Annotated in this window: 18 protein-coding genes; 16 read left to right on the top strand and 2 right to left on the bottom strand. The window is 39.2% G+C overall.

The window, feature by feature from the left end; all coding sequences use genetic code 11:
* The first annotated feature begins 3 nt into the window (after positions 1 to 3).
* The 4 genes from CUS89_RS07970 (at position 4) to CUS89_RS07955 (ending at position 6800) form a co-directional block, all read left to right on the top strand.
* Positions 4 to 1755 carry an ABC transporter ATP-binding protein gene (locus tag CUS89_RS07970; RefSeq protein ID WP_104871711.1) on the top strand — a complete coding sequence of 584 codons (1752 nt, stop codon included), beginning with the start codon at positions 4 to 6 and terminating at the stop codon, positions 1753 to 1755.
* Entirely contained in the window at positions 1755 to 3533 is a 1779-nt protein-coding gene (locus tag CUS89_RS07965) for an ABC transporter ATP-binding protein (RefSeq protein WP_104871710.1), read from the top strand. The genes CUS89_RS07970 and CUS89_RS07965 overlap by 1 nt, the downstream gene beginning before the upstream one ends.
* 432 nt (positions 3534 to 3965) lie before the next feature.
* Entirely contained in the window at positions 3966 to 4823 is an 858-nt protein-coding gene (licT, locus tag CUS89_RS07960) for a BglG family transcription antiterminator LicT (RefSeq protein WP_104871709.1), read from the top strand.
* Positions 4824 to 4913: 90 nt separating this feature from the next.
* Positions 4914 to 6800, top strand: coding sequence for a beta-glucoside-specific PTS transporter subunit IIABC (locus CUS89_RS07955; RefSeq protein ID WP_104871708.1), 1887 nt, complete (start codon positions 4914 to 4916; stop codon positions 6798 to 6800).
* 246 nt (positions 6801 to 7046) lie between these two features.
* On the opposite strand, the gene CUS89_RS07950 is transcribed toward CUS89_RS07955, so the two are convergent.
* Entirely contained in the window at positions 7047 to 7952 is a 906-nt protein-coding gene (locus CUS89_RS07950; RefSeq protein ID WP_023520007.1) for a MurR/RpiR family transcriptional regulator, read from the bottom strand.
* A 305-nt stretch (positions 7953 to 8257) separates the two neighbouring features.
* On the opposite strand from CUS89_RS07950, the gene CUS89_RS07945 reads away from it, so the two are divergent.
* From CUS89_RS07945 to CUS89_RS07925, 5 genes are all read left to right on the top strand, one after another.
* Positions 8258 to 9658, top strand: a complete 1401-nt coding sequence (locus CUS89_RS07945) for a 6-phospho-beta-glucosidase (RefSeq protein WP_019724139.1) — start codon at positions 8258 to 8260, stop codon at positions 9656 to 9658.
* 5 nt (positions 9659 to 9663) lie between these two features.
* Entirely contained in the window at positions 9664 to 11097 is a 1434-nt protein-coding gene (locus tag CUS89_RS07940) for a 6-phospho-beta-glucosidase (protein ID WP_104871707.1), read from the top strand.
* Between the two features lie 143 nt (positions 11098 to 11240).
* Positions 11241 to 12176 (top strand): thioredoxin-disulfide reductase, encoded by a 936-nt coding sequence (gene trxB, locus CUS89_RS07935; RefSeq protein ID WP_104871706.1) that lies wholly within the window; start codon positions 11241 to 11243, stop codon positions 12174 to 12176.
* Between the two features lie 125 nt (positions 12177 to 12301).
* Entirely contained in the window at positions 12302 to 14029 is a 1728-nt protein-coding gene (locus CUS89_RS07930) for a phospho-sugar mutase (RefSeq protein WP_104871705.1), read from the top strand.
* Positions 14030 to 14094: 65 nt separating this feature from the next.
* A complete protein-coding gene (locus tag CUS89_RS07925; protein ID WP_065095735.1) occupies positions 14095 to 14394 on the top strand; it encodes an ArsR/SmtB family transcription factor in 300 nt (99 codons plus the stop codon).
* Positions 14395 to 14470: 76 nt separating this feature from the next.
* Here the strand turns inward: CUS89_RS07925 and CUS89_RS07920 are convergent, their stop codons facing one another.
* Positions 14471 to 15328 carry a pyruvate, water dikinase regulatory protein gene (locus tag CUS89_RS07920; RefSeq protein ID WP_065095734.1) on the bottom strand — a complete coding sequence of 286 codons (858 nt, stop codon included), beginning with the start codon at positions 15326 to 15328 and terminating at the stop codon, positions 14471 to 14473.
* Between the two features lie 91 nt (positions 15329 to 15419).
* Here CUS89_RS07920 and CUS89_RS07915 point away from each other — a divergent pair, with 91 nt between their 5' ends.
* The 7 genes from CUS89_RS07915 to CUS89_RS07885 all read left to right on the top strand — a co-directional run bounded on the left by CUS89_RS07915 (position 15420) and on the right by CUS89_RS07885 (position 22565).
* A complete protein-coding gene (locus CUS89_RS07915) occupies positions 15420 to 15848 on the top strand; it encodes a Fur family transcriptional regulator (protein WP_010734956.1) in 429 nt (142 codons plus the stop codon).
* Between the two features lie 164 nt (positions 15849 to 16012).
* Positions 16013 to 16189: a 30S ribosomal protein S21 gene (gene rpsU, locus CUS89_RS07910; protein WP_002356740.1), complete on the top strand. Its 177-nt coding sequence runs from the start codon at positions 16013 to 16015 to the stop codon at positions 16187 to 16189.
* A 26-nt stretch (positions 16190 to 16215) separates the two neighbouring features.
* A complete protein-coding gene (locus CUS89_RS07905; protein ID WP_010734957.1) occupies positions 16216 to 16662 on the top strand; it encodes a GatB/YqeY domain-containing protein in 447 nt (148 codons plus the stop codon).
* Between the two features lie 411 nt (positions 16663 to 17073).
* A complete protein-coding gene (locus CUS89_RS07900) occupies positions 17074 to 18483 on the top strand; it encodes an FAD-dependent oxidoreductase (RefSeq protein WP_258082404.1) in 1410 nt (469 codons plus the stop codon).
* A 10-nt stretch (positions 18484 to 18493) separates the two neighbouring features.
* Positions 18494 to 19774 carry a citrate transporter gene (locus tag CUS89_RS07895; protein WP_104871704.1) on the top strand — a complete coding sequence of 427 codons (1281 nt, stop codon included), beginning with the start codon at positions 18494 to 18496 and terminating at the stop codon, positions 19772 to 19774.
* A 22-nt stretch (positions 19775 to 19796) separates the two neighbouring features.
* On the top strand, positions 19797 to 21929 hold the full coding sequence (locus CUS89_RS07890; protein WP_104871703.1) for a hydantoinase/oxoprolinase family protein: 2133 nt from the start codon (positions 19797 to 19799) through the stop codon (positions 21927 to 21929).
* Positions 21930 to 21941: 12 nt separating this feature from the next.
* Entirely contained in the window at positions 21942 to 22565 is a 624-nt protein-coding gene (locus tag CUS89_RS07885) for a hypothetical protein (RefSeq protein ID WP_104871702.1), read from the top strand.
* The last annotated feature ends 420 nt before the right edge of the window (positions 22566 to 22985 follow it).

The following is a 22985-nucleotide window of genomic DNA, read 5'->3' as shown; positions in this document are numbered from 1 at the left end:
TATATGTCGATTTTCAGAAAATTGGGTTGGTTTTTTAAACAAGAGAAAAAGCACTATTTGATTGGCGTATTTTCTTTATTCGCGGTGGCATTAGTGCAGTTGATCCCACCTAAAGTCATCGGGATCATTATCGATGAAATCGCCGATCAAAACATCTCGATGCAAATCATTGCATTGTGGATAGGTGTATTGATCATTGCAGCTTTTTTGCAATATCTTTTTCGCTATATTTGGCGAATGAACATTTGGGGCAGTGCAGCTAGGCTCGAAAAAGAATTACGTCAGCGTCTATTTGCTCATTTTACGCGAATGGATAGCTTGTTCTATCAAAAATACCGGACGGGTGATTTGATGGCGCATGCAACGAATGATTTGAACGCCATCCAAAATGTGGCTGGTGCAGGAATTTTAACATTTGCAGATTCAGTGATCACTGGAGGCACGACGATCATTGCGATGGTTTTATTCATTGATTGGCGCTTGACATTGATTGCATTGATCCCATTGCCATTATTAGCGGTCACTTCAAGGATCTTAGGTTCAAAATTACACGATGCGTTTCGTGATTCACAAGAAGCCTTTTCAAGTATCAACGATAAAACGCAAGAAAGTATCACAGGCATCAAAGTCATCAAAACATTTGGTCAAGAAAAACAAGACTTGGAAGATTTCCAAGAAAAGATTGATGACGCGATCGAGAAAAATAAGCGAGTAAACTTTTTAGATGCCCTTTTTGATCCCTTCATCACATTGATCATTGGCTTATCCTATGTAGCGACAATTATTTTAGGTGGCCGTTATGTCTTAGATGGTACGATCTCAATTGGGCAGATGGTTTCCTTTATCAGTTATATCGGCATGCTTGTCTGGCCAATGTTTGCGATTGGACGTCTGTTCAATGTACTAGAAAGAGGGAACGCTTCGTATGATCGTGTCAATGAACTATTGCATGAGAAAACACATATCGTCGAAAAAGTAGGAGCAGAAATGACACCAGCAAAAGGTGAGTTGAATGTGGCAATCACACAATTCACCTATCCAGACGATGAACAGCCAGCATTAGAACACATCAAATTTGCGATCAATGAAGGTGATACGTTAGGCATCGTTGGTAAAACAGGTGCCGGTAAGACCACGATCATCAAATTATTGATGCGTGAGTATGACCATTACCAAGGAGAAATCAAGTTTGGCGGACGAACGATCAAGGAATACTCATTGGATGCCTTATTGCGCTCGATCGGTTACGTGCCGCAAGATCATTTCTTGTTTTCGATGACGATCCTAGACAATATCCGCTTTTCCAATTCACAGAAATCACCAGAAGAAGTGGAAGAAGCAGCGGAATTGGCGTATATCAACAAAGAGATCAAAGGATTGCCGGAAGGATACCAGACGATGGTCGGAGAGCGTGGCGTCTCCTTGTCTGGTGGACAGAAGCAACGGTTGTCGATTGCTCGTGCATTGATCCAAAGTCCTGAATTATTGATTTTAGACGACGCATTGTCCGCTGTCGACGCAAAAACAGAAGAAGCAATCTTACGTAACCTTAAAGCAGAACGGAAAAACAAAACAACGATCATTGCTGCCCATCGTTTAAGTAGTGTCATGCACGCCAATGAAATCATCGTCATCGATCATGGTCGGATCGTTGAACGTGGCACGCATCACGAGTTGTTAGCTCTTGGTGGTTGGTACGAACAAATGTGGCAGAAACAACAATTAGAAGCAAAAATTGAAGGCGGTGGCGAATAATGGAAGATCAATATCAGTCGGAATGGTCAAAATCTATGACCTATAAAGAACAAGCTTCGATCATTAAACGGTTGATGCATTTTGCTAAACCCTTTCGCTCGACATTCATCATTGCGATTTTATTTGCTTTAGTCTTATCAGTCATCAATGTGCTATTGCCAAGAATCATCCAAACATTCATGGATGAACATTTAGCGAAGCAGTCAGCAACCACACAAGTCATTCTTTTCTTTGCAGGGCTTTATCTTTTTGGGGTCATTGTCAAAAGTATCATTTGGTTTTTCCAATGGTATTTATATTCGATGGCGTCATTGAAGACCTACCAACATATCCGTGTAAAGCTGTTTGAAAAACTGCATACATTAGGAATGCGGTACTTTGATCAAACGCCAGCTGGATCGACGGTTTCTCGTGTGACCAATGACACAGAAACACTGTTTGAATTTTGGTATGTCTTTCTGATGGTTTTAACAGGGATTTTTGCCGTGATCTCTTCATTTATTGCGATGTTTCAAATCAATCAAAAAATCGCGTTATGGTGTCTGATCTTTTTACCGATTTTAGGAGTAGTGATTTGGTATTATCAAAAATTCAGTTCAAGGATCTATCGAAATATGCGTGAACGCTTGAGTCAATTGAACACAAAACTAAATGAATCGATTTCTGGGATGCGGATCATCCAACAATTTCGTCAAGAATCGCGCTTGGCAAAAGAATTTGAGGAAGTCAATGAAGAGTATCTAGCAACTCGTTATGCTATGATCAAGACAAATTCGATTCTTTTGAGTCCAATCATCAGTTTTTTATATGCTTTAGCGATTGCCTTGACTTTGACGTTATTCGGACTCGATGCCTTACATTCACCAGTTGAAGTCGGCTTGATCTTTGCATTTACCACCTATGTTCAAGGATTCTTTAATCCGATGTCACAAATGATGGACTTCTTAAGTGTCTTTACTGATGGAACAGTTGCAGGGAGCCGTATCTTGAAAATCATGGATACGGAAGAATATGCACCACAGCAAAAGGAAGCAGCGGATCGGACGATCACTGCTGGGAAAATCGAGTTTCGCAATGTTAGCTTTTCCTATGATGGAAAAAACAACGTGTTGAACAATATTTCATTTGTTGCTAATCCAGGAGAAACGGTGGCATTAGTCGGGCATACAGGAAGTGGGAAAAGTTCGATCATCAATGTATTGATGCGTTTTTATGAGTTTTATGAAGGACAGATCTTGATCGATGACCATGACATTCGTGAATATCCGATTGCTGAATTACGCAATAAAATGGGCTTAGTATTACAGGATGCGTTCTTATTTTATGGGGATATCGCTGGAAACATCCGGATGATGAATCCAGAGATCACAGACGAGCAAATACGTGAAGCCGCCGAGTTTGTCCAAGCGAATCAATTCATCGAAGAATTGCCGAAAGGGTATCATTCAAAAGTAATTGAAAGAGGGGCAAGCTATTCAAGTGGGCAACGCCAATTGATCACGTTTGCCAGAACGATTGTTACTGACCCTAAAATCTTAGTTCTGGACGAAGCAACGGCGAATATCGATACAGAAACAGAAGTCTTGATCCAAGAAGGACTTGCGAAGATGCGTCAAGGTCGGACAACGATTGCCATCGCCCATCGACTTTCGACGATCCGCGATGCAGAGTTGATCCTCGTACTGGACAAAGGACATATCGTAGAGCGTGGCAATCATGAAACACTGTTAGCCGAAGAAGGACTATATGCAGATATGTACAGACTACAAAGTGAATAATAGAGGATTACTTTTTAAACACTATTTATACTAGCCTGTGATAGAATCGTTCAGGTTAGAGAAATAAGCCTTGTACCCAAAATCGTTCCAACTTTGGGTATCAAGGCTTATTTTTAAATGACTTGATTGATAGCGACTTTATTCAAAATTAAAGAAGTCGATCAACTGTTTGACTGTCAATTTAATTGTTGTTCTAGTGAAGTGGTAGTTTCCCTGCAGCTTGTAAGAATTTTTTTGGTAAATATAGAAATAACACAAAAGAAAGCGTTGATATTTTAAAATTGTTTCGCTAATATGAAGAAAAGAACATACTGTTGGATAGTGATTGCATCACGCAAGCTAAACCTAATCAGTCACCATGAATCGATTCCATGGCTGACTTTTTGGGTTTTTTTGTTTTTTTAGGAGTGACAATCATAGAAAGGGGATATTATGCGGATTGAAAAAATTCTAAATAATAATGTCGTTGTCACAAGGGACAAATTAAATCGAGAAATGATCGTTATGGGAAAAGGATTGGCGTTCAAAAAAAAGATCGGTGATGCCATTTTAGAAGCGGGTGTAGATAAGGAATTTCACTTGACGGATGATCGACTGTCTAAACATTTTCAAAAATTAGCGGAGGATATCCCGATGGAATACCTCGAACTCTCCTACGAGATCATCGAGTATACGAAAGAAAAATTGGATGTGACATTGAATGAATCCATTTATATTTCCTTGACCGATCATTTGTACAATGCGATCAAACGTTATAAAACCGGCGTGGGGTTACCGAATGTTTTATTATATGATATCAAGCAATTATTTCCGAGAGAATACCAAATAGGCAAAAAAACGATTGAAAGAGTCCATCATAAATATGGATTCGATTTATCCGAAAATGAAGCTGGATTTATTGCCCTTCATTTAGTCAATGCACAATCAGAACAAGATAGTATGAATAATATGTATCAGTTTACGAAAACCATTCAGGATATCTTGAATATCGTTCGCTATTATTATCAAACACCCTTCGATGAAGAATCGATTTATTTTTTCCGATTTGTTACGCATCTTCGTTTTTTTCTTAGCCGTGTGATGAATACGTCTATCACCTATGAGGGTGAGGTTGAAGAAGAATTGATCCAGATGATCCAGCGAAAGTACCAAACGGCCTCTGGCTGCGTGGACAAAATCGCTTTATTCTTACAGGAAACATTTAATTATCATATGTCAGACGATGAAATTGTCTACTTAACGATCCATCTGGCTCGTTTGGCAGATAATAATCATTTAAAAAATCATTAAAAGGAGGGCCGTGGGTTCAACGAATGGGTACCAAAGGATAGTGACATTGAGTTGGCTAAACCTTCAATCAAACAATTGGAGGAAAAGAACATGGGAAAATACCAAGATTTAGCAAAAGAAATCGTGAAATATGTTGGCGGAAAAGAAAATATCAGTAGTTTGACGCACTGTGTGACTCGTTTGCGGTTTCGGTTAAAAGACGAAAGTAAAGCAGCTGATGAGACACTGAAGAATATGGATGGTGTCGTGACCGTCATGAAAAGCGGTGGGCAATACCAAGTAGTCATCGGTAATCATGTCCCAGACGTATATGCAGATGTCTTGAGTGTAGCAGGAATCTCAGAGGATGCTGAATTAGCTCCTGCGAAAGGCAATATTTTTAATCGTTTGATCGATATTTTGAGTGGTTGTTTCCAACCTTTCTTAGGTGCTCTAGCCGCTGCCGGGATGGTCAAAGGATTGAATGCGTTATTTATCTTTTTAGGATTCTATGAACAGACTTCTGGAACTTATATCATGTTAAATGGGATCGGTGATTCGATCTTTTATTTCATGCCAGTTATTTTAGGGTATACAGCAGCTAAAAAATTCAAATTGAATCCAATGGTCGGCATCGTGATCGGTGCAGCCCTTGTCTATCCGACCGTGCAAGGACCGGCATTACAAAGTGGCTTTGAAGCAGCAAATCAAGGTGCAGCTGCGCCGCTTAGCCTTTTAGGATTGCCCGCGTATGAAAGTTTCTTGGGTATTCCCTGGGTAGGAGCTTCCTATACATCAAGTGTTGTTCCAGTCATCTTCATTATTGCTTTTGCGGCACAAGTCCAAAAATTTGCGAAGAAGATCGTACCAACCGTTGTCCAAACATTTGTTGTTCCTTTTATGGTTTTATTGATTGCTCTACCGATCGGCTTTTTGGTGATTGGTCCAATCGTTAGCTTGTTAACAGAGTGGTTGAGTGCAGGTTTCCAAGCATTGATGGATTTTTCACCAGCATTATATGGTGGGGTCCTAGGTTTCTTCTGGCAAGTATTAGTTATTTTCGGTCTACATTGGAGTATCATTCCTTTGGCGATCATGCAACTAGCACAAAATGGCTCAAGTCAAATGCTGGTAGGTGTTTTTGGGGCAAGTTTTGCACAAACTGCTGTTGTGTTAGCAATGTACTTCAAGTTTAAAGACAAGAAAATGAAAGCATTATGTATGCCTGCCTTTATCTCAGGAATCTTTGGCGTAACAGAACCAGCCATCTATGGGATCACTTTACCTAAAAAGACCCCGTTCATTTATTCAATGATTGGTGGCTCGCTCTCTGGTATCTATTTGATGATGAGTGGTACGACAGGTTATACAATGGGTGGCTTGGGAATCTTTGGTGTTGTCAATTTCATTAGTGGTAGCGATGCAAGTGGCATGTACAATGCCTTTATCGGTATTGCAATTGCAGCAACGATTGGTTTTACTTTGACTTTCTTGTTCTGGAAAGATACCGAAGAAGTAGTACCTGAGAAAAAAGAAAGTAAAATCAAAGAAATCGTCAAAACACCGATCCAAGGTGGTATTGCATCTTTAAGCGAAGCAAAAGACCAAGCATTTGCTAAAGGCGCGTTAGGACGAGGAATCTTGATCTATCCAGAAAAAGGGGAAGTCGTTGCACCATTCGATGGGACAGTGATGACGTTATTTCCTTCAAAACATGCGATTGGTTTAGTTTCTGAAAGTGGATTAGAACTGTTGATTCATGTTGGGTTAGACACTGTACAATTGGAAGGGAAACATTTTGAGTCTTTTGTGAAACAAGGGGATAAAGTGAAACAAGGAGACGTCTTATTGCGATTTGATATCAATGCGATCGAAAGTGAAGGCTATAGTGTAGAAACCCCTGTCATTATTACCAATTCAGCAGATTACCTCGATATCGTCGAGAATCAATCGAAGATCGTGACGAATGGGGATGAGTTGATCACAGCGTTGACTTGATGAGTTCAAAGCCTTTTAGATCAAGGTTTTAGAAAGTTAGCTTAGTGTTAAAAAGTATTTTTCCACAGGAGAATGTTTCTAAGTACCTGATTCCAAAAAAAGTCGTAACATCCGAGGGTTTCCTCTCATATTTTGGATGTTACGGCTTATTTTCTTAGAAGTTCAGCTATTTAATTAGAGAATGAATTTCAAGGAGCAACTTTGTTCTGAACGAATCTTTCTGATCGTTCCCGCTATAAAAGTAGACTAATCGCCATCTTCGATTGAATCGGTAAATAGTTCTTCTTTCATAATGGATGAACTGATCTGCCGTGTATCGACTTTTTGCCCGACTTCGATCAAATAATCGAGGTTCTCACGATAATGTTCAGCAAAGACACAACTATATAACACATCCAACAAATAGGAGATCGACGTATTGATCGTGAAACTACTGATTTTTGAGTACAATCGTTCACGTGTTGTCAGGCGCAATACCACATCGCTCGCTGTGGACAAACTGGACTCACCGATGCTCGTCAACGATAAAATCGGAACATTTTTTTCTTTTAAAATTTCAGCAGTCCGAAGCATCATCTGATTTTCTCCCGTATAAGAGATCAAGATCGCACAGTTTTCAGGCTGACAATTGTAGGCATCGTAATAGGACTCGCCAGATGTGGGCACGATGGTCACTTCTTGTTTGATCCGATTCATTTTCAATTTGAATGATTGAGCAATCAATGTGTTGGTATCACTCGAAAATAATACGATTTTATTGGATCGCAGCAGAAGTTGCTTTGCTTGTTGGAGATCGTCGTGCATCAACAAGGATAACGTATCTTGGATCGTCATACGTTCAAGTGCCGCAATCCGATTAGCGATCGTCATGATGCCTTCATTTTCGGAAAAAGGGAGATTGGCGTCCACTTCTTGAAAGTTTCCTTGTAGATATTCTGTTTCAGCAATGAACGCATCTCTAAAATCCACCCATCCGTGAAAACCCATTTTTTTGGCGATCCGAATCAAAGTAGAAGGATGGACATAGCAAGTTTCAGCAATTTGTTGAATCGTTCGATCGGCCAGAGTTGTTTCATTGGCTTGGAGAAAACGGATGACTTCGCTTTCTGAAGGTGAAAAGTTGATTTGTTTAAGCTTTTCCTTTAGTAGCATAATTCGCTCCTCTTTTTTACGTTTTTAGTTAAAAATATGTAAAATAATTGTAAACGGTATTATTTAGTGTGTCAATGAAACAAAAAAAAGAGAAGTAATACCTTTACTCGTTTATTTTGATTAAAAAATTAGGTTTTATTTGGACTTTCTCATTATTTTTCTTTTTGTTATGCGCAATAAATTTACAAAAAAATGCAAGAATATCGATCATTTTGTAAATGGTTATTCAAATTGATCAAAAAGTATTGTGACTTTTATTTACAAAAATGATAATAGAGTTGTAAAAAAGACGAAGGAGTGAGTGTATGAATCAAGGAATCAAGATCGCGACAATTGGTGGCGGAAGTAGTTACACACCGGAACTAATGGAAGGATTCATCAAACGTTACGATGAATTGCCGATTCGTGAAATCTGGTTAGTCGATATCGAAGCTGGGCGTGAAAAACTAGCGATCGTCAGTGAAATGGCCCAACGGATGTGGGATGCTTCTCCATATGACGTGAAAATCTATGCCACCTTAGATCGCGAAGAAGCATTGAAAGATGCGGACTTTGTCACTACACAATTTCGGGTCGGTCAATTGGATGCTCGTGTTAAAGACGAACGCATTCCAGCGTACTACGGCATGTTAGGCCAAGAAACCAATGGAGCTGGGGGAATGTTCAAAGCATTTCGTACGATCCCAGTCATTTTAGCAGTAGTTGAAGACATGAAACGCCTCTGTCCGAACGCTTGGTTGATCAATTTCGCGAATCCAAGCGGTATGGTGACTGAAGCAGTCGTTCGTTATGGGAAATGGGACAAAGTGATTGGATTGTGCAATGTACCAGTAATGGCAATGATGACAGAGCCAGTCATGATCAGTGAAAAGAAAGAAGAGTTGATTTATAAATTTGCTGGGCTGAACCATTTCCATTGGCACAAAGTAGCGGATGCAAAAGGAAATGATCGTACAGAAGATTTGATCGAACAACTTTATGCGGAAGATAACGGGTTGCCAAAAAACATATTCGATGTGCCATTCTTTAGAGAACAACTCGATCAGATGAAAATGATTCCTTGTGGCTATCACCGCTATTACTATCGTGAAGAAGAAATGTTGGAGCATGCGTTGGAAGAATACCACACGATCGGAACGCGAGCACAACAAGTCAAACAAACAGAAGCGGAATTGTTTGAGCTATACAAAGATCCGCAACTCGATCATAAACCAGAACAATTACAACAACGAGGCGGTGCCTATTATTCGGATGCTGCGTGTGAAACGATTGCTTCGATCTATGGCAATAAAGAAACTCAAATCGTTGTCTCAACGAAAAACAATGGGGCAGTGCCTGATCTACCAGCAGACTGTGTCGTTGAAGTAACAGCGTATGTAGGCGCGCAAGGAGCAAGAAGTGTTGCTTTTGGTTCATTACCTACAGCAGAACGTGGCTGGTTACAAGTGATGAAAAATATGGAGTTGTTGACGATCGAAGCAGCTGTCACAGGTGATTACGGGACGGCGTTACAAGCATTTACGATCAACCCATTAGTTCGTTCTGGTAAAACAGCAAAACGTATGATGGATGAATTATTTATTGCTCATCAAGAGTATTTACCACAATTTAAAGAAGCCATCGATCGCTTAACAGCAGAAGGCATCGAAGTGCAAGATGAATTAGCAAGAGAATTGTCAGAAAAACGTGTAGTGGAAGGAGTATAACAACGATGGGATTTAGAAAAGACTTTTTATGGGGTGGCGCAACAGCTGCCAATCAATGTGAAGGTGGATACGACGAAGGAGGGCGCGGCTTAGCCAACGTAGATGTCGTGCCGATTGGTCCAGATCGTTTTCCAGTGATTACCGGTCAACAAAAAATGTTTGAGTTTGATGACGAACATTTTTATCCAGCAAAAGAAGCGATCGATATGTACCATCACTATAAAGAAGATATTGCCTTATTTGCAGAAATGGGCTTTAAAACCTACCGTCTATCGATTGCCTGGAGCCGTATTTTTCCATTAGGTGATGAGAAAGAGCCAAACGAAGAAGGGTTGAAATTCTATGAAGATGTCTTTAAAGAATGTCAAAAGTATGGGATCGAACCCTTAGTAACGATCACTCATTTTGACTGCCCGATGCATCTAGTCAAAGAATATGGGGCATGGCGTTCTCGTGAATTAGTCGGATTTTATGAAAACCTTTGTCACGTGATTTTTAACCGCTACAAAGGATTAGTAAAATACTGGTTGACCTTTAATGAAATCAACATGATTTTACATGCACCGTTCATGGGCGCTGGCTTGTATTTTGAAGAAGGCGACAATGTAGAGCAAGTCAAATATCAAGCAGCCCACCATGAGTTACTAGCGAGTGCGATTGCCACGAAAATCGCCCATGAAGTGGACCCTGAGAATAAAGTCGGCTGTATGTTAGCTGCGGGAGCTTACTATCCTTATTCATGTAAACCAGAAGATGTCTGGGCTTCACGCCAAGCAGACCGTGAAAATTATTTCTTTATCGATGTACAGTCAAGAGGAGAATACCCAGCATATGCGCTAAAAGAAATGGAACGCCAAGGGATCGAGATCAACATGGAACCAGGAGACTTAGAATTATTGAAACAACATACCGTTGATTTTATTTCATTCTCTTATTATTCTTCTCGTGTTTCAACAACCGATCCAAAATTATTAGAACAAACAGCAGGAAATATCTTTGAATCAACGAAAAACCCTTATCTAGAAGCAAGTGAATGGGGTTGGCAAATTGACCCATTAGGTTTACGGGTGACATTGAATGATATTTATGATCGGTATCAAAAGCCATTGTTTATTGTTGAAAATGGTTTGGGCGCGGTAGATACTCCGAATGAGAATGGCTATGTGGAAGATGACTATCGCATTTCATATCTTGCTTCCCACATCCAAGCGATGAAAGATGCAGTTGAATTAGATGGTGTTGATCTTTTAGGTTATACGACTTGGGGATGTATCGATCTAGTTTCTGCTGGGACAGGTGAAATGAAGAAACGCTATGGTTTTATCTATGTTGATCGTGACAATGAAGGCAATGGTACATTGAAACGAACGAAGAAAAAATCATTTGATTGGTACAAACAAGTGATTGCTTCGAATGGTGAAAACCTAGAAAATGAATAGGATAGAATAAGAATGTCTATTGTTTTTGTCTATCGATTTCGAGTATAATATATCTATTCGAAACTCGTAGGCAGAACAATAGACTTTTTGTGTGATTGGCTGTAAAGTAGGCTTACTTGATTTTAAAACGGAGGAATCTACATATGTATGATGTAATCGTAATTGGCGCAGGGCCTGCTGGCATGACCGCTGCTTTATATGCTTCAAGATCAAACTTATCAGTAGCGATGATCGAACAAGGGGCACCTGGCGGGCAAATGAACAATACCGCAGAAGTAGAAAATTATCCTGGATTTGATTCGATCATGGGTCCAGACCTTGCGTATAAAATGTATGAAGGTGTTTCACGATTTGGAACTGAAAATGTCTATGGTATCGTCCAAGATATCAAAGATCATGGCAACTATAAAGAAGTGATCTGTGAAGATAAAAGCTACGAAGCGAAAACAGTCATCATTGCGACTGGCTGTATCCATCGTAAACTAGGGGTGCCAGGCGAAGAAGAATATGCTGGCCGTGGTGTTTCTTACTGTGCAGTTTGTGACGGTGCATTTTTCCGTAACAAACGCTTAGTCGTGATCGGTGGTGGCGATTCTGCGGTAGAAGAAGCCGTGTATTTGACTCAATTCGCTTCAGAAGTCGTTGTCGTTCATCGTCGTGATGAATTGAGAGCGCAAAAGATCATCCAAGATCGTGCATTTGCAAATGAAAAAATCTCGTTTGTTTGGGATACGATCACTGATGAGATCGTCGGGAACGATATGGTCGTCACTGGTGTCAAAGGGCACAACGCAAAAACAGGGGAAGAAATCGAATTAGCAGCTGATGGTGTGTTCATCTACGTTGGACTAGATCCATTGACTGAACCTTTCCGCAAAGCCGGACTCACGAATGATGCTGGCTGGATACCAACAGATCAAGATATGCGTACGAACATGCCTGGCGTATTTGCCATTGGCGATGTACGAGAAAAAGATCTGCGCCAAATCACTACAGCAGTAGGCGATGGCGGGATTGCTGGACAACAAGTGTATAAATACTTGGAAGCTTTAGAAGAAACATCAAACGCTCAAGGATAACTAATGATGTAGAAAGCGAGAAGGACGATGATGAATGTCATCGTCCTTTTTCTTATGCTTTGCTATCTAAAAAGAGAATGCTATACTTAGAAAGGAACATATTTTTAGAAAGAGGTGTCGGCTTCATGTCTTGGAAACAAGTTTACGAGCAATGGGCAACTGAAGAATCATTAGAAGAAAATTTAAAAAAACAATTAAAAGAATTAAGTGAAAATCCTGAAAAATTAGAAGATGCGTTCTACGCACCTTTGGAATTTGGTACAGCAGGAATGCGCGGGATCTTAGGACCTGGAATCAATCGAATGAACATCTATACTGTACGTCAAGCAACAGAAGGGCTTGCGCAATTTATGGATGAACAAGGAGCAGAAACTAAAAAACGTGGTGTGGCAATTGCTTATGATTCCCGTCATCAATCCCCGGAATTTGCGATGGAAGCGGCGAAAACTTTAGCGCAACATGGTATTCCGTCTTTTGTATTTGAAAGCTTACGTCCAACTCCAGAGCTTTCATTTGCGGTTCGTCATCTTAACGCATTCGCTGGGATCATGGTTACAGCTTCTCATAATCCAGCGGCATATAATGGCTATAAAGTTTATGGCGAAGATGGTGGACAAATGCCGCCTGCTGATGCAGATGCATTGACAAAATATGTACGAAACATAAGCAATCCATTAAAAGTAGAAGTTTTAGCAGAAGAACATGCGAAAAATAGTGATTTGATCACGATCATCGGCGAAGAAATCGACCAAGCGTACTTGGAAGAAATCAAAGCAGTGACGATCAATCATGAATTAGTAGAAACATTAGGGAAAGAATTGAAGCTAGTCTTCACGCCGTTACACGGAACAGGCAAAATGTTAGGCGAGCGTGCGTTGACTCAAGCTGGATTTGAACAATTTGTCTTGGTTCCTGAGCAAGCAGTCGCTGACCCAGACTTCACCACAGTCAAATCACCAAATCCAGAAGAGCACTCTGCTTTTGAATATGCAATCCGTTTAGGCGAAAAAGAAGGCGCAGATCTATTGATCGCTACGGATCCAGATGCCGATCGTCTAGGTGCAGCTGTACGCTTGCCAGACGGTTCATACAAAGTATTGACAGGAAATCAAATTGGCGCTTTGCTTGTCCAATATATCCTGGAAGCGCACCAAGAAAAAGGAACACTGCCAGAAAATGCGGCAGTCTTGAAATCAATCGTTTCAAGTGAACTACCAACAGCAATCGCTAGACATTATGGTGTAGAAATGATGAACGTCTTGACTGGCTTCAAATTTATTGCTGAAAAGATTCAACAATTTGAAGAAACAAAGGCGAATACATTCATGTTTGGTTTTGAAGAAAGCTACGGTTATTTAGTTAAACCATTCGTTCGCGATAAAGATGCGATCCAAGCACTATTATTATTAGCAGAAGTTGCTGCATTTTATAAAAAACAAGATAAGACCCTTTATGACGGCTTGCAATCGATTTTTGAAACGTATGGCTATTATGCAGAAAAAACAATTTCAGTCACAATGAGTGGTCAAGAAGGTTCAGCGAAAATTGCTGCACTGATGGAGAAATTCAGAAAAGATGCACCAACTGAATTTGCCGGCGAAAAAGTTTTACAAACAGAAGATTTCAAGGCACTAACAAAAACAGATGCCCAAGGAAATGTAGAAAAACTAACGACTCCACCTTCAGATGTATTGAAATACACACTGGAAGAAGACGGTTGGATCGCGATCCGTCCTTCTGGAACGGAACCAAAAATCAAATTTTATATTGGTGTCAAAGGTGATTCGAATGAAGCAGCACAAGAAAAAATCACTGCGCTTGAAGCTAGTATCAAATCAATGACAGAAGAATAAAAAGTTGAGACTGACGAAAAAAGTGGTACACTTTAGTAGTCAGTCTTTTTTTGGAGGTGTATCGTTTGTCGGGGAATCAAAACATTAAAGTAGAAAAAGTGAGTCAATTATTCAAGGTATTAAGTGATCCGACACGTTTGAATATTTTACTTTATTTAAAAGATGGTGAAAAAAATGTGACGTCGATCAGTCAATCTGTTCAAATGGAACAATCGGCTGTGTCCCATCAATTACGTCTGTTACGTGAAAACCACGTGGTGAAATCACGACGTGAAGGGAAAACGATCCTTTACAGTTTGGATGACTTCCATGTATTGGATATTTTAGAACAAACGATCAAGCATGTTGAACATCAAAAGAATTAACGAATGTAACTAAAAACAGGATGTGAAAGGCGAGGATGCGCCGATCAGATCCTGTTTTTATCGTTTGAAAAGAGAACTATTTTTCTTCCGAAGTTTCCGTACCATAATAGCTATGGTCTTCCAGCTCTAGCTCATTCAAGATCAATGAAGCTGTTTCTTCAATGGAAAGAGAAGCAACATTGATGACCACACAGCCTAATTTCTCATAAAGTTCATTGGCAAATTCCAATTCTGCACGAATTTTTTCGATATCTGAGTAGGCAGTATCTGGATTCAGACCATATGAACGCATGCGTTCTTTACGAATGTTATTTAAAATATCTGGGTTATTTGTTAATCCAACAATTTTTTTCGGGTCGATTTCCCATAACTGTTTAGGGATGTGTGCTTGTGGTATCAGTGGAAGATTCGCTACTTTTAAATTTTTATTGGCTAGAAACAAACTTAAAGGTGTTTTAGAAGTTCGAGAAACACCAAGTAAAACGACATCGGCTTCCAAAAAACCTCGAGGATCTTTTCCATCGTCATATTTCACTGCAAACTCCATTGCTTTGATCCGTTTGAAATAATTTTCATTCAATAAGTGAAGTGCGCCCGGTTGACGTGTCGGTTTGATGCCAGTCAAGCGCTCGATTTCTGCAATCGGCGGGGTCAATACATCAAAGCTGTATAACTTGTTTTTTTGACAAAAATCATTCGTTAAATCGACCAGTTCTTGATTGATCAAGGTATGGAGCACTAATGCTTGTTCTGACAATGCATCATTTAGTGCGCGCTGCAACGTCTCTGGATCTGTTACAAAGGTTCGTCGAAATAAGCTAAATTCAATTGAAGGATATTGCGCCATTGTCGCTTGAGCTAGTTTTGTTGCTGTTTCACCTGCGGAGTCTGAAATGACAAAAAAGGTGACGACTTCATTTGATTCGGCAGTCATAAATAAAAAACCTCACTTGCTTTTTTTTTAGGTTTATTATACCATACTCGAGTGTACATACTTCGTAATCATTTTGATTTGGGGGATAATGATGAATAAACAAACATTGATCGAACAATCTTTAGAAACATTGAAAAATAACGGGTTCAAATACACCAAAAAGCGTGAAGCCTTACTGGCATATTTAATAAAACGTAATCGTTACGTCTCTGCGAAAGAAGTCTTTGACTATATGAGTCAGGAATTCAAAGGAGTCAGCTATGATACGATCTATCGTAATTTACATGACTTTTCAGAATTAGATCTTTTGGAAGAAACGGATCTAAATGGAGAAATGAAATTCCGTTTTCATTGTTGTCAAGGCGAGATTGGGCACCATCACCACTTTATTTGTACCGTTTGTGGGACGACAAAAGAAATCCATATGTGTCCAATGAATTATTTTGAAGAACAACTTAGTGGGTGTACCATTGAAGGACATCGCTTTGAGATATTTGGTCGCTGTGAGAGCTGTCAATAATAATTTTCAATAAAATAACAGGTGATTATTTAAAAAAATCATAAGATTCTCTTGACGGTCAAAACTGCTTTAGCTATAATGTTTATAGAACAGTCTTGTTTCTTGAGATTAACATTTCAATAACAATTACGGTTACTTTTTAAGCTCGGAGGGAGGGAATTAATATGTCAAAAACAGTCGTTCGCAAAAACGAATCACTTGACGATGCTCTTCGTCGCTTCAAACGTTCCGTGTCAAAAGCGGGTACTTTACAAGAATCTCGTAAACGTGAATTCTACGAAAAACCAAGTGTAAAGCGTAAGAAAAAATCTGAAGCAGCTAGAAAACGCAAAAAATTCTAGTTCTTTGATGAATTGGAGTTGGTAGTGTGTCACTACTAAGTAGATTGAACGATGACATGAAGACAGCGATGAAAGCTAAAGATAAAGAATCTTTACAGGTGATTCGTATGATCAAGTCATCTATACAAAACGAGCAAATTAAAGAAGGTCACGACTTGACAGAAGAAGAAGAACTAACAGTGTTGTCTCGCGAAATGAAACAACGCCGTGATTCTTTGCATGAATTCGAGGAAGCTGGACGTGACGATTTAGCTGAAAAAGTGAAAAGTGAAATTGTGATAGTCGAAAAGTATATGCCAGAACAACTTTCTGAAGAAGAAATTCGACAACTTGTTCAAGATGCGATCACGCAAACAGGTGCTTCATCTGCAAAAGAATTTGGTAAAGTCATGGGAGTCATCATGCCTAAAGTCAAAGGAAAAGCAGATGGAAATCAAGTGAATGCTATCGTAAAAGAACTATTGCAGTCTTAATCTTAGCAAACGAAACTACGGACGCGAAAGTGTCCGTAGTTTTTTTGTGTTTATCCAGAAGCTTTATAAAATCGTCTCAATTTTTTAGCAACCAAAGACGAAACAATACAGCAAGTAAACATAAACATACACTACTGAATAAAATTAGCTTTGTTAAGTATCTTAGCAGTTTTCTATTATATTGACTTTTTATGAAAATAAGTTAAAAAACCATTTTTACAACTATTTTAAATTGCTGATTTTATTCATTCGTTTAAGATATAAAATACTAATTTAAAAGAGTTATTATCAGATAATCCCAATAATATATTACACATTTATTTGAGTGAAAAAAATTTCCATAAGTATTGACACTTTTTGGAAATAGTGTATTATTATTTTTGTAAGCGCAAACAGAAAGGGGTTGTTTTTTTGGATTCATCTAGTTTAAAAGAAAATTATGATGTGGTTGTAGTTGGTGGAGGCATGTCTGGAGCATTTGCAGCAATTGCTGCTGCCAGAAATGGTGCAAAAACTTTGATCATTGATCAAAACGGTTATTTTGGCGGAACGTTAACAGCCAACGGTGTTGGGCCCATGATGACTTATTTTGCCGGAGATAAGCAAGTAATTTTAGGATTAGGACAAGAAATGGTTGAACGGTTAGTAGAGAGAGGTTATTCTCCAGGACACGTTCTAGATTCAACGAATTATATCTCTTATGTAACGCCATTCTCAGCTGAAGGATTGAAAATCATTTTAGATGAGATGGTCAGCGAGTCAGGTGCCTCTATTTTATTCCATACTTATTTGATTGGCTTGGAGAAAGAAGCTGGCGAGATCAAAAATGTCTCTGTTGTCAATAAAGATGGCATCAGCAAAATCTCAAGTAAAGTATTCATTGATGCAACAGGTGATGGAGATTTAGCGGTAATGTCTGAGGTGCCATTCCAATTAGGACGAGAAACGGATAATGCCATGCAACCGATGACAATGAATCTAAAAGTGTACGGCGTTGACACACAAAAACTCCGTGCTGCAGTGTTAGATGATCCAGAAAAATTTCCGCGATTAAATAGAGACTTAAACGTCATGAAAAATACCGAGATTTTATCTTTTGTTGGTTTTGATGCTGAATTTAAACAAGCGAAGGAAGAAGGTAGGATCAATATTCCAAGGGAAGATATCCTCTTCTTTGAAACAAATGTACCAGGAGAATTCATTATGAATACTTCACGAATCATTAATGAGAGTGGGGTATCTGCTGAAGGTCTGACCAAGGCGGAAATGATTGGCCGTAAGCAATGTGAAGAACTATATCATTTTTTAGTAGAGTCAGTACCAGGTTTTGAAAATGCTAAAATTGCGTACAGCGGACCAAGTGTTGGTGTACGAGGAACAAGACAGATCAAAGGGAAATATACTTTAACAAATCAAGATGTATTAGAGAATAAACCTTTTGCATCAACAATCGCCCATTCTGGTTATCCAATCGATATCCACAACCCAAAAGGTGAAGGAACTGTTTCCGTACATGCGAATCAAACAGAAGAAGTTGCTCATGAGAAATTCGATAAGTCGGTGTTTGATAGTTATTATCGCATTCCTTATGAAATCATGATCACGAATGAGATCAATAATTTGATCGTCACTGGAAGGTGTGTATCTGCTTCCTTTGAAGCCCAAGCAGCAATACGGACAACACCGACGATGACTGCCTTAGGACAAGCTGCCGGAACAGCAGCTTATATAGCAGCAAAAGAAGAACAAACAGTTGGAGAAATCAACATTAAAGAACTACAAAATAAACTGATCGAGCAAAAAAGCTTCATCGAAATTTAGGAGGAAAACAATGGCAACAGTACAATTAGTAGGGATACTCTTAGTATTCTTCGTTTTAGTTGGGTTGATGATGACGAGAAAGGTACCAACCATTCTGGCATTACCAATCATGGCAATTGCAATCTCTTTGATTGCAGGAATTACTATCATCTCCAAAGATCCTGAGCAATTCACAATTGTTAAAGATGTTTTGGAAGCCGGTTCTATGCGGATGTCTACCGCAATTTCAGGATTGATTTTTGGATCGCTATTCGGAAAAGTGCTATCTAAAGTTGGTGTTACTGAAACGATCATTAAAAAAGCAGCAGAGATGGCTGGAGATAAGGCGTTACCGATTGCGTTATCCTTTCTAGCAGTTTGTTCCATCATTTTTGCGGCAAGTAATGGGCTAGGCATGGTGATTTTAGTTGGGACGATTATTGTACCGATCATGATCTCGGCTGGTCTATCACCAATGGTTAGTGGGATCATTTTACTTTTAGCAAATGGTATTGGTGTAACGTTCTCTGTTTCAACGCTAGCTGTCTATATTGATGTACTAGGTTTGAAATTAAGTGAAGTTACTTCTTATTCATGGATGGTTGGTCTACCGTTGATCATTATTGCTGTGATCATGGTCGTTTATTATGTTCAATTCAGTGGGAAACGCCGTAAAGCATGGGCGATGCCTGCTAAGCAAGGTAAGAATGGTCAGATTCGTAGCATTGCTTTGATTTCACCAATCATTCCTGTTGTGTTAGTTTTTGCTTTCCAAGTTCCATTAGTTGCAGCGATTATTGTGGGGATTATCGCAACCTTGATTTTGAGTACACCTAAAAATCCAATTCATGTAGTGAGTAGCGCATTTGTTGAAGGAATCCAAGAAGTAGCAGGAGCTGCAGGTTTGATGATCGGTATTGGCATGTTGCTGAATGCTGTGATGTCTTCTGAAGTATCGACTATTTTACAACCAGCGATCTCTATCATGATCCCTAAAAATCAATTGATGTTTATTTTGATTTTTGGACTTCTTTCACCATTAGCAATTTATCGTGGTCCACTAAATGTTTGGGGGTTAGGAAGTGGGATCATTTCACTGCTAGTTGCTGGGGGTATGAATCCGATTGCTGCGATGGTCGCATTGCGTTTGGACAGTAATGTACAATCTGTTTGTGATCCAACGAATTCACACAATGTCTGGGTTTCAGATTTCATTAAAACAGATGTCAATGAAGTAATGAAGAAAACAATTGGCTGGGTAGCAATTTCAACTTTCGTTGGTTTAGTTGTCGCCTCGTTCTTCCTATATTAATTAAAGATTGAAGGTAGAGAAAATGGGGAAAAAAGTAAGAATCGGAATTGATGTAGGTGGCACTTTTACGGATGCAGTAGCAATCGATAATGAGACATATGAAGTGATTGCAAAATTAAAAATCCCAACTACACATGAAGAAGGAGTAGCCAGAGGGATCGTAAAAATAATCCAAAAACTTTTGGCTGAAAATAATATCGCACCAGAAGATGTCATTTTTATTGCCCACGGTACGACTCAAGCAACGAATGCGTTGCTTGAGGGGGATGTAGCAAAAGTTGGGATCGTAGGTATGGGTACCGGTATGGATGCGCGTACTGCGAGAAAAGAGACTGCCATCGAACATATTGAATTAGCTCCAAACAAGTATTTGCATTCTGAACATGTCTTTGTTGATTCCTCTAAATTAACCGAGCAAGAGATTGAAAAGAATATCCACGAGTTAGTCAGTAAAGATTGCCAAGTCATCGTAGCTAGTGAAGCCTACTCTGTGGATGATCCTGAGAATGAAATGCGTGTGATCCAAAAAGCTCAAGAAGAAAAATTGTATGCTACGGGTGGACATGAGATTTCTCAGCTCTATGGACTGAAAATGCGTACAAGAACTGCAGTAGTAAATGCTTCGTTAATCCCAAAAATGATGCAAACAGCTAACATGACTGAATCTGCAGTATTAGATACTAAAATCCAATCTGGGTTAATGATCATGCGTTGCGATGGTGGTGTAATGAGTATCAATGAAGTCCGGCAACGTCCGATTTTAACGATGCTATCAGGATTAGCCGCTGGAGTTGCGGGTGCTTTGATGTATGAAAAAGTTAGTGATGGGATCTTTTTTGAAGTTGGAGGAACGAGTGTCGATATCTCTGTCATAAAAAATGGGAAAGTAATGATCAAATATGCCCATGTTGGAGGACATAAAACATACCTTCGCTCATTAGATGTTCGTACTTTGGGAGTTGCTGGGGGAAGCATGATCCGTGTGAAAGACAAAAAAATCGTTGATGTAGGTCCACGGAGTGCCCATATTGCTGGCTTAGAGTATGAATGCTTTACTGACGTAGAAAATTTAGCTGATCCGTCGATCGAATTTGTTTCTCCAAGAGAAGGAGATCCGAATGAATACGTAGTTGTTCAAGGTACAGGAACAAATACTTATTCTTATACTTTAGCTGGAGCAGCCAATTTGCTAGGTTATGTACCGGAAGATGATTACGCGCAAGGAAATGCGGAAGCAAATAAAAAAGCTTGGGATGCGTTAGGCTCGTATTTAGGAACCTCTGCTGAAGAAGCTGCCAAAGTAGTGATGAAGCTAGCGATGGAAAAATTAGAACCAGTTATCGATGATCTGATCGATGAATACGAAATGGATCGTAACTTTATCACACTCGTTGGCGGTGGTGGATCAGGTGCAATCGTGGTACCTGCCTTAGCGGAGCATTTTGACTATAAGTGGAAGTTAGCAAAAAATGCGCCTTATATTTCAACGATTGGTGTAGCATTAGCCATGGTTCGCGAACAAATCGAACGTTCCATCACAAATCCAAGTGAAAATGATATTAAAAAAATTCGTGCGGAAGTGATTGAAAAAATCGTTCAATCTGGTGCTAATGAAGAAACTGTTGAAGTAAATATTGAAATTGATACACAACGTAATATCGTTCGTGCGGTAGCGACTGGCGCTACAGAACTACGCCAAAAGAGCTTAGGGGCGTCAGATGTCACTGAAGACCAGTTAAAAACAATTACTTCTGAAGCGTTAGGACTAGACACAAATAGTATCATGCTTACTGCACAAGTTGGACGCTGGAATTTACTGGATGCAACAGTCATTAAAAAGAAATTCTTTTTCAAGAGCAAACGTACAAATGTATGTGTCGTTGATCGTGAAGGTGTTGTGCGTTTCAAGCATAGCAATGCGCATTATTTCAAATTTTCTAAGAACCAATCGAATGAAGAATTTCTTTCGTTTATTGATGAACATACGATTTATTCGGATGCTAATGCAACCATTCCTAAGGTCTTCTTGTTCTTTAGAGAAAAAATGTTAGACTTGACTGGTATGCAAACTCTAGAACAATTAACGTCGATCATGGATGTTGAGACAGAGAATTTAGATAAAAAAGAAGAAATCATTGCAGTAGCTTATAAATAAGAAGGAGTAACAATGGATTATTTTACAGACGAATTTTTAGCGTATTTGGAATTAAAACAAGATATGTTTTTTCATAAGATACCGGTAATAGATATCTTGAGCTACCTTGAAAAGTCTTTGGCTATCGGTAAAGATTTTGCTTTAAAAATAAAATCGAAAGATATTTTTGACTTATATTCAGAAAATAATATCAAGATTATAGAAGAAAAACATGATGGAGTTTTTTATAAAGTACAAATGCGCGCTCAGTTCGAATCAGATCGGAAGGGGAATCATCTGGTTTATTTATATGAAAAATCAATTGCTCAGTTAGCAGAAGTAAACAAATTGAGCCTGAAAGAGATGAAACAGATTATTTTGACACATGAGTACTTTCATTATTTAGAAGAAAAAGGAAGTAACCATATCTATGATCAATTTCCACCGATCGAAAGTGCAAGAATCTTTGGCTACTCTCGAAAAGCTCATATTCGCAGGACAAGCGAAATCGCAGCGAATTCGTTTGTAAAAAACTTGTTGGAACTAAAATATTTACCCAGTTACTATGATTATCAGTATTTGTTACGAACAAATCGCTTATCTATAACAGATATTGAAGTAGAGTACGATCAATTTAATAAATTGAAAAGAGCGTAGGCGAACAGTCGGTGTGAAAGAAACGTTCTGCACTGAGAGGATTGGTTGTTAGTGAGTAACTCCGAGAAATAGGAGATAAAATCCAAAAATTTGCCGCTTATTCAGTGGGTACAGGACAACTCATGGCGTCTTTCCTATCCTGTGTTGTGGTCAGATGTTACTTTAGCACACCGACTCTTTGGTTTTTAGATGAGAGTGGGGGATTAGCCCTCTCGTACCACCTTAAACCGAATAAACGGGGAGAACAGAAGTAACCTCTTCTAAAAATAAGGCGCCACCCACAAAAATTTGAAGAACAATTTTCGTGGGTGGTGCCTTATTTCTAGAGGTTAAACACTTCTGTCTCGACCTCTGATTGACCATTGATACGAACGAGTCAACTCGTCAGAACATTAGTCTTTGTTTAAATTACGCAATAAT

Source organism: Enterococcus mundtii (genome assembly GCF_002947535.1).
Classification (GTDB): Bacteria; Bacillota; Bacilli; order Lactobacillales; family Enterococcaceae; genus Enterococcus_B; species Enterococcus_B mundtii_B.
The sequence above is the reverse complement of the archived record's forward strand: the minus strand, read 5'-3'. Positions and strand labels throughout refer to the sequence as shown.

What these genes read in the sequence shown, in the direction of transcription:
- CUS89_RS07965 (WP_104871710.1), top strand. Translation starts at nt 1,755, where the DNA reads ATGGAAGATCAATATCAGTCGGAATGGTCAAAATCTATGACCTATAAA.
- licT (WP_104871709.1), top strand. Translation starts at nt 3,966, where the DNA reads ATGCGGATTGAAAAAATTCTAAATAATAATGTCGTTGTCACAAGGGAC.
- CUS89_RS07945 (WP_019724139.1), top strand. Translation starts at nt 8,258, where the DNA reads ATGAATCAAGGAATCAAGATCGCGACAATTGGTGGCGGAAGTAGTTAC.
- trxB (WP_104871706.1), top strand. Translation starts at nt 11,241, where the DNA reads ATGTATGATGTAATCGTAATTGGCGCAGGGCCTGCTGGCATGACCGCT.
- CUS89_RS07885 (WP_104871702.1), top strand. Translation starts at nt 21,942, where the DNA reads ATGGATTATTTTACAGACGAATTTTTAGCGTATTTGGAATTAAAACAA.
- CUS89_RS07950 (WP_023520007.1), bottom strand. Translation starts at nt 7,952, where the DNA reads ATGCTACTAAAGGAAAAGCTTAAACAAATCAACTTTTCACCTTCAGAA.
- CUS89_RS07915 (WP_010734956.1), top strand. Translation starts at nt 15,420, where the DNA reads ATGAATAAACAAACATTGATCGAACAATCTTTAGAAACATTGAAAAAT.
- CUS89_RS07890 (WP_104871703.1), top strand. Translation starts at nt 19,797, where the DNA reads ATGGGGAAAAAAGTAAGAATCGGAATTGATGTAGGTGGCACTTTTACG.
- CUS89_RS07970 (WP_104871711.1), top strand. Translation starts at nt 4, where the DNA reads ATGTCGATTTTCAGAAAATTGGGTTGGTTTTTTAAACAAGAGAAAAAG.
- CUS89_RS07920 (WP_065095734.1), bottom strand. Translation starts at nt 15,328, where the DNA reads ATGACTGCCGAATCAAATGAAGTCGTCACCTTTTTTGTCATTTCAGAC.
- CUS89_RS07930 (WP_104871705.1), top strand. Translation starts at nt 12,302, where the DNA reads ATGTCTTGGAAACAAGTTTACGAGCAATGGGCAACTGAAGAATCATTA.
- CUS89_RS07955 (WP_104871708.1), top strand. Translation starts at nt 4,914, where the DNA reads ATGGGAAAATACCAAGATTTAGCAAAAGAAATCGTGAAATATGTTGGC.
- CUS89_RS07895 (WP_104871704.1), top strand. Translation starts at nt 18,494, where the DNA reads ATGGCAACAGTACAATTAGTAGGGATACTCTTAGTATTCTTCGTTTTA.
- rpsU (WP_002356740.1), top strand. Translation starts at nt 16,013, where the DNA reads ATGTCAAAAACAGTCGTTCGCAAAAACGAATCACTTGACGATGCTCTT.
- CUS89_RS07940 (WP_104871707.1), top strand. Translation starts at nt 9,664, where the DNA reads ATGGGATTTAGAAAAGACTTTTTATGGGGTGGCGCAACAGCTGCCAAT.